This window comes from Promicromonospora citrea (assembly GCF_013004695.1).
Classification (GTDB): Bacteria; Actinomycetota; Actinomycetes; order Actinomycetales; family Cellulomonadaceae; genus Promicromonospora; species Promicromonospora citrea.
The window spans coordinates 21,277-28,215 of record NZ_JABEMG010000061.1 but is presented as its reverse complement, the minus strand read 5'-3'; the positions used below and the strand labels follow the sequence as shown (position 1 = coordinate 28,215).

Sequence of the window (6,939 nt, the reverse complement as noted above, 5' to 3'; positions counted from 1 at the left end):
GCCTCCCGGCCGACCCGGAGACCCACGCTCGCACGGCCCCCTACGCCGACACCCGCGCCGACGTCCCGTCGGGCCCGCTCGACGCGGTGCCCGGCCCCGTCGACAGCGTCCCGTCGGCCGGCCCCGCGGCCGGCCCGGGCAGCGACGCCGCGCCGTCGTCGGAGGGGCGGGGGAGCGAGACGCCGCGCTCGCGGCGCGAGGTGCGCGAGTCCTTCCTCACGCACCAGCAGGACGAGGAGCCCGCGACGCGCGGCTTCCGCGGGCTGCTCACCAAGGTGGGCCTGCGCGTCGGCCCGAGCGAGGACGAGCGCGCCGAGCGCGCCGACGAGCGCGCCGTGAGCCAGCACTGGCCCGGACCCCGCACCATCTCGATGGTCAACGGCAAGGGCGGGGCGGGCAAGACGCCTTCCACGGTGCTGCTCGCCGCCGTGTTCGCGCACTACGGGGGCGCGGGCGTCGTCACGTGGGACAACAACCAGACCCGTGGCACGCTCGGCTGGCGGACCGAGCAGGGTCCGCACGAGTCCACGCTGCTGGACCTGCTGCCGCAGACCGACCGCCTGCTCGGGCCCTCGGCGCAGGCCGCCGACCTCGCGCGGTACGTGCACCACCAGACGCGGGACCGGTTCGACGTGCTGCGGTCCAAGCCGATCGCGATGGCGAACGAGCAGCGCATCGAGCCGCAGGACGTCGACGCCATCCACGCGGTGCTGTCGAAGTACTACCGGATGATCCTCATCGACTCCGGCAACGACGAGTCCGACCCCATGTGGCAGCGCATGATCGACCACACCGACCAGCTCGTGGTCGCGACCACGACCCGCGACGACCACGCCGAGGCGGGCGCGCTGCTGCTGGAGGCGCTCGCGACGCGCGACGGCCGGTCGGCGTACCTCGCGCAGCAGGCGGTCGTCGTCGTCAGCCAGGCGGACCAGAAGGAGCCGGCCGGCGAGCTCGAGCGCGTCGCGGACGGCTACCGGTCGCTGGCGCGCGCCGTCGTGACCATCCCGTTCGACCCCGCGATGGTCGACGGCCACCTGCGCTACGGCGCCCTGCGCCCCGACACCCGCAGGGCGTGGCTCTCGGCGGGCGCCGCGGTGGCCGGCGGCCTGTGACGCGGCCCCGGCCGGCCCGCCGTCGGGCCGGCCGGGGGCCGGGGGCTCAGGCCCCGAACAGGCCGACGACCTGGTTCCAGACCGCCATGGTGTCGTAGCCCATCTGGTCGAGGAACGCCCAGACGATCCCGACGATCGCGTACAGCGACACGGGGACGAGGAAGATCCACTCGCGGACCGACCCGGCGTCGCCGAGGATCGGGATCGAGATGTTGCCGCCCGAACGCCAGATCATGTCGAGCTCGAGGCCGCGGCCGTCCCGCATCCAGCGCGGGGAGCGGAACTTCAGGGGCCACAGCAGGGGCACGCCGTTGGTCGTGATCATGTCGCCCAGGATGTGCACGGTGCAGCCGAGCGCCACGCTGAACGGCATCCAGTACCACTCCTCGGGCGCGAAGACCGCGATGAGCACGGCCAGCGTGATCGACGTCGTCCACGGCAGGAGCTTGGTGTCTCGCGTGATCTTGAGCGCCTTGAGCGCGTACGAGACCAGCAGCACGCACATGATGCCCGGGCCGATCAGGATCGCCCCGAACAGGCCGTCACCGGTGTCCAGCGTGAGGAAGCTGAGCAGCCACGCGATGGCGGTGAACACGGCGACGCCGAGGATGGAGTGGGTCCCCTTGCGGTGACCGCCGGAGAGCTTGCCCACCGCGCGCGCGACCGCGTTGGAGACGGGCTTGAGCGAGTTGGCGATGGTGCCGGAGTGATGGTCGGCGTCGGGCAGCAGGGCCGCGCCCGCGCACACGAGCGAGCCCACGATCACGCCCGCGTTGGACACCCCCGGGTACCAGCCGAAGGCGATCGGCGTCGACGCGGTGACAGCGACCCAGGCCGCTGCGCCCGTCGCGGCGTGGTTGCCTCCCATCATGGTGGTGTGCGCTCCAGTTCCCGGGATGCCCCGATTGATTTGTGAGTTCTGACCTGGTTTGTCCCCGGCACCCTAACGTGCGTCACCGACACGGCGGCGCAGGCGCCCCGCGCCGTCACCGGGACCGGGAGCTCAGGCGCCCGTGACGTAGATGTAGTGGTGGAAGTGCTGCTCGCGCACGAACCCCTCGGACTCGTACAGGCCCTGCGCCGCGACGTTGTCCCACGCCGTGGCCAGCGACACCCGGATCGCGCCGTCCTCCTTCGCGCGCCGGCACATGTCCTGCACCAGCGCCCGCGCCGCCCCCGTCCCGCGCGCCGCCGGCGTCACGAACAGGTCGTTGAGCACCCACGAACGGCTCAGGCTCACCGACGACCACGTGGGATAGCTCTGGGCGAAGCCCACCAGGGCGCCGTCCGACTCGGCGACCAGCAGCACGCTGTCGCCCCCGTCCCTGCGGGCCGTCAGGTAGGCGCGCGCCTCGGCATCGGGCACCTCCTGGTCGTAGAACCTCAGGTACTGGCGGAACAGGTCGACCACGGCGTCGACGTCCTCGTCGGCCGCGGGGCGCACATGAGCAGACACGTCCGCGATCATGTCAGGCGAACAGGGGTCGGCGCCACGACCCGGCGCGATACCGGAGCGACCCCGGAGGTGATAACGGGGGAACACCCCGGGGCCCCGGACGGTTGACGCAGGCGATGAACACCCAGCCACGCCTGTCCGTCCTTGACCTCGTGCCCGTCCGCTCGGGCCAGACCAGCGCCCAGGCGCTCGCCGCCAGCCTCGACCTCGTGGCGCTCGCCGACCGCCTCGGCCTCGAGCGCTACTGGTTCGCCGAGCACCACAACATGGCGGCGGTCGCCGCGTCGTCGCCGCCCGTCATGATCGCGGCTGCTGCCGCGCGGACCTCGCGCATCCGGGTGGGGTCGGGCGGCGTGATGCTGCCCAACCACGCGCCGCTCGTGGTCGCGGAGCAGTTCGCGGCGCTCGAGGCGATGGCGCCGGGCCGCATCGACCTCGGCATCGGCCGCGCCCCGGGCAGCGACCCGGTGGTCACGTCGCTGCTGCGCGCCACCGGCCCGACGGCGGACGTCGACCGCTTCCCGCAGCACGTCACCGACATCCTGAGCCTCATGGGGCCGGACGGCGCCCGACTGCGCCTGGTGACCGGCGACGTCTACGACGTGCACGCGACGCCTGCCGCCGAGGGCACGCCGACCGTCTGGCTGCTGGGCTCGAGCGACTACTCCGCCCGGCTGGCCGCGGAGCTCGGCCTGCCGTACGTGTTCGCCAACCACTTCTCCGGGCAGGGCATGGAGCAGATCCTGCGCCTGTACCGGGACGGCTACCAGCCGTCGGAGGCGCACCCCGAGCCGCGCACGTTCGTCACCGCCAACGCCGTGGTGGCGCCGACGGCGGACGAGGCGCACGACCGCGCGCTGCCGCAGCTGCGGCAGATGGCGCGCCTGCGCTCCGGGCAGCCGCTGGGCCCGCTCGAGACCGTCGAGGAGGCGCTGCGCGCCACCGCCGCCGAGCCTGCCGACGGCCTGGTCGCCCAGACCATCGAGGCGATGCGCGCCCGCTGGCTCATCGGCGACGGCGAGCAGGTGGCGGCACAGGTCCGCGACCTCGCCGACCGGTACGGCGTCGAGGAGGTCATGCTCGTGCCGGTGGCCGGATCCCGGGCCGACGAGCCGCTGACCGCCACCCCGGGCCGCACCCAGACCCTGGAGCTCCTGGTGGACGCGCTGACCCACCGCTGACCCGGCGGCCGGCACCGCGGTCCGCCTCGAGAACGACCTGGGGTACCGGATCCGGCCAGATCCGGTACCCCAGGTAGTTCTCGAAGCGGACCGCCGTGCCGGCCGCCGCCGGGACCTACGCCGCGCGGACCGCGCGGTAGCGCAGGGCGCGGGCGTGGTCGGCCCGTGGCACGTGGGGCGTCACGCGCAGCACCATGCCGGCCTCGGCGGGGGTGCGGTCCGCCTTGCGGGAGTTGCACTCGTAGCAGGCGGCGACGAGGTTCATCCACGTCGAGGGCCCGCCGCGCGAGCGGGGCAGGATGTGGTCGACCGTCTCGGCCGGCCCGCCGCAGTACGCGCACTCGCCGTCGCGCCGCTTGACGCCCAGCTTGGTGCACGCGGGCGCGCCGCCCGCCTTGTAGAGCCACCGCATCGTCACGTACCGGACCAGGCGCAGCACGCGCGGTAAGGGGAACGGCCCGAAGGAGCGGCCGTCGACCGCCTCCTCCACGACCGCGACCTCACGCACGAGCATGTGGATGGCGTGCCGGACCGATACGCGGTGCAGCGGCTCGTAGCCGGCATTGAGGACAAGGACGTCGGCCACGGGCCTGCTCCTTCCGGTGTGCGTCTCGTTCTCGTACGTCTTTCTCCCCGGGACGACAAGAGCCGCCCGGGAACAGCTGTCCCGAGGCGGCTCACGTTCACTGGTCCGGCACTGCCGTGCCGGATCAGGAGCGTATGGCGCCCCGGATGGCCTCGCGGCCGTCCCACAGGTGCGTTGCGGTGGTCGGGTAGGACGACGCGGTGGCAGCACTGACCTTGCTCAGGCCGGAGGCCTGGAGCGCGACGCTGGTGCGGACCATCGTGGATCGCGTCCTTCCCGTTCTCGTTCGGCTGGATCGGTCGGCCAGGTACGGCCGGGCCCGGACACACGTCCGTACCCCCACGGCGCGAGTCCGTGTGTGAAGAAAGGTACAACGAGGACTTGGCCTCGTCTATGGCTTTTCCGGAACTGCAACCCAAGGTTGCGCCAAGTCGTCCGGCGTGGCGGCCTCCCCGGGCGTGTCGCCCCCGGCCGTCCGGGACGCCGCGAGCTCGGCCTGGAGCGCGACGAGCTGGGCGCGGATCGCGCGCAGCTCGTCCATCACCTCGGCGTCGTTCTTCTCCTCGTGCTCGGCGAGGTCGTCGATGCTCTCCATGCCGCTCACCACGACGGCGATGAACAGGTTGAGCACCGCGAACGACACCACGAGGATGAACACGACGAAGAAGATCCAGGCCGACGGCTCGACCGCCATGACGTCCGCCGCGATGTCGGGCCACGCCTCGCCGGTCATCACCTGGAACAGGGTGAACGCCGTCGTCCCCAGGTCGCCGAAGTGCTCCTCGGCGATGCCCCCGTAGAGGTTGGTCGCGACGACCACCGACACGTACATGACGAGCACGAGCAGCGCGCCCACCGAGCCCATGCCCGGGACGGCCGCGACCAGACCGTTCACGACCCGCTTCATCGCGGGCACCGAGTCGGCGAGGCGCAGCACGCGCAGCACCCGCAGGGCGCGCAGCACCGACAGGGGGCCGGTCGCGGGGATCAGCGCGATGCCGACCACGAGCAGGTCGAACACGCTCCACGGGTCCCGGAAGAACCGGAACCCGTGGGCGGTGAGCCGCAGGGCGATCTCGGTGACGAAGAACCACAGCATCACGTCGTCGACGACCTGGAGCACGTCGTCGACCGGGCCGTCGACGATCGACGTCTCCAGGCCGAGCACGACGGCGTTGGCGATGATCACGCCGAGCACCACGCGCTGGAACAGGATGTGCTCCACCAGGACGCGCAGCCGCGCTCGAATCGTTCCGCCACCGACCGGCATTCCGGACTCCTTTCAGGGTGATTGTCCGGAATGCAGGGTAACTGCCCGTTACCAGGTGACGGGCTCGCGGATGATCGGGCAGGTCATGCAGTGGCCGCCGCCGCGGCCGCGCCCGAGCTCGCCCCCGGCGATCTCGATGACCTCGATGCCGGCCTTGCGCAGCAGGTCGTTGGTCGTGGTGTTGCGGTCGTACGTGAACACGACGCCGGGCTCGACGGCGACCGAGTTGTTGCCGCTGTCCCACTGCTGCCGTTCCGACTCGTAGACGTCGCCGCCGGTCTCGATGACCCGCAGCTCACCCAGGCCGGAGACGCGGCCCACGACGTCGAGGAACGAGGACCCGCCCGCGTCCGTCACGGACACGCCGATGGGCCCGTCGTCGGGCCGCAGGACGAACGGGTGCACGCGGTCGACGATGCGCGGGTAGACGGTGACGGTGTCGACGTCGACGAAGGTCATGACCGTGTCCAGGTGCATGGCGGCGCGCAGGCGCGGCATGCCCGCCACGACGACCTGCTCGGCCGCGCCCGCGGCGAACAGCGAGGCGGCGACCTCGGTGATCGCCTGCCGCGACGTCCGTTCGCTCATGCCCATGAGCACGGTGCCGTTGCCGATCGGCATGATGTCGCCGCCCTCGAACGTCGCCTCGCCGTGGCTCGTCTCCGGGTCGCCCCACCACACGCGGCTGCCCAGGTAGTCGGGGTGGAACGTGTAGATCGCCTTCATGAGCAGCGTCTCGTCACGCCGCGCGGGCCAGTACAGCGGGTTGAGCGTCAGACCGCCGTAGACCCAGCACGTGGTGTCGCGCGTGAAGAGGGTGTTCGGCAACGGTGGCATGAGGTACTCGCGCGTGTCGGGGCTGAGGTCGGCCAGGGCGCGGAAACCCGGCGGCAGCTCCGGCACGTCCGCGACGGCGAGGCCGCCGATCAGGTAGCGCGCGAGCTCGTGCTCCGGCAGCGACTCCAGGTACTCCCGCGTGGCCTCCACGAGCCCGTTGCCCACGATCTCGGGCACGATCTTGCGGTCGAGCAGCCAGTCGCGTGCACCGGGCACGCGCAGCGTCTCGGCGAGCAGGGCGTGCAGCTCGACGACGTCGACGTCGCGGCTGCGCAGCTCGGTGACGAACTCGGCGTGGTCCTGCTGGGCGCGCTCGACCCACAGGACGTCGTCGAACAGCAGGTCGGCGGAGTTCGTCGGCGTCAGGCGCTGGTGCGCCAGGCCCGGCGCGCAGACCAGGACCTTGCGCAGGCGGCCGACCTCGGAGTGCACGCCGTAGGCCGACGAGGGTGTGCCGGCAGGGGGCGGTGTGATGTCGATGGTGTTCATCGGGC

7 protein-coding genes are annotated in these 6,939 nt (G+C 72.2%); 2 read left to right on the top strand and 5 right to left on the bottom strand.

The annotated features are described in order from the left end of the window. Positions 1 to 1,115 (top strand): AAA family ATPase (locus HLB15_RS13045; protein WP_171106202.1); only part of this gene is annotated, 1,115 nt, incomplete at its 5' end. Positions 1,116 to 1,161: 46 nt separating this feature from the next. Here the strand turns inward: HLB15_RS13045 and HLB15_RS13040 are convergent. Both HLB15_RS13040 and HLB15_RS13035 read right to left on the bottom strand, forming a co-directional pair. Then, a complete protein-coding gene (locus HLB15_RS13040) occupies positions 1,162 to 1,983 on the bottom strand; it encodes a metal-dependent hydrolase (RefSeq protein WP_229785729.1) in 822 nt (273 codons plus the stop codon). 135 nt (positions 1,984 to 2,118) lie between these two features. Next, complete coding sequence (locus tag HLB15_RS13035; protein WP_229785730.1) at positions 2,119 to 2,571, bottom strand: GNAT family N-acetyltransferase; 453 nt, start codon at positions 2,569 to 2,571, stop codon at positions 2,119 to 2,121. A gap of 116 nt (positions 2,572 to 2,687) precedes the next feature. On the opposite strand from HLB15_RS13035, the gene HLB15_RS13030 reads away from it, so the two are divergent. Beyond that, entirely contained in the window at positions 2,688 to 3,752 is a 1,065-nt protein-coding gene (locus HLB15_RS13030; RefSeq protein WP_171106199.1) for an LLM class flavin-dependent oxidoreductase, read from the top strand. Positions 3,753 to 3,867: 115 nt separating this feature from the next. Here the strand turns inward: HLB15_RS13030 and HLB15_RS13025 are convergent, their stop codons facing one another. The 3 genes from HLB15_RS13025 to HLB15_RS13015 form a co-directional block, all read right to left on the bottom strand. Next, positions 3,868 to 4,338 carry an HNH endonuclease gene (locus HLB15_RS13025; protein WP_171106198.1) on the bottom strand — a complete coding sequence of 157 codons (471 nt, stop codon included), beginning with the start codon at positions 4,336 to 4,338 and terminating at the stop codon, positions 3,868 to 3,870. 391 nt (positions 4,339 to 4,729) lie between these two features. Further along, entirely contained in the window at positions 4,730 to 5,608 is an 879-nt protein-coding gene (locus tag HLB15_RS13020; protein ID WP_171106197.1) for an ion transporter, read from the bottom strand. Between the two features lie 48 nt (positions 5,609 to 5,656). Then, complete coding sequence (locus HLB15_RS13015; protein WP_171106196.1) at positions 5,657 to 6,934, bottom strand: arginine deiminase; 1,278 nt, start codon at positions 6,932 to 6,934, stop codon at positions 5,657 to 5,659. Positions 6,935 to 6,939 lie beyond the last annotated feature (5 nt).

Excerpts from the sequence above, each read along its gene's own strand:
- HLB15_RS13040 (WP_229785729.1), bottom strand. The coding sequence starts at position 1,983 with ATGGGAGGCAACCACGCCGCGACGGGCGCAGCGGCCTGGGTCGCTGTC.
- HLB15_RS13020 (WP_171106197.1), bottom strand. The coding sequence starts at position 5,608 with ATGCCGGTCGGTGGCGGAACGATTCGAGCGCGGCTGCGCGTCCTGGTG.
- HLB15_RS13030 (WP_171106199.1), top strand. The coding sequence starts at position 2,688 with ATGAACACCCAGCCACGCCTGTCCGTCCTTGACCTCGTGCCCGTCCGC.
- HLB15_RS13015 (WP_171106196.1), bottom strand. The coding sequence starts at position 6,934 with ATGAACACCATCGACATCACACCGCCCCCTGCCGGCACACCCTCGTCG.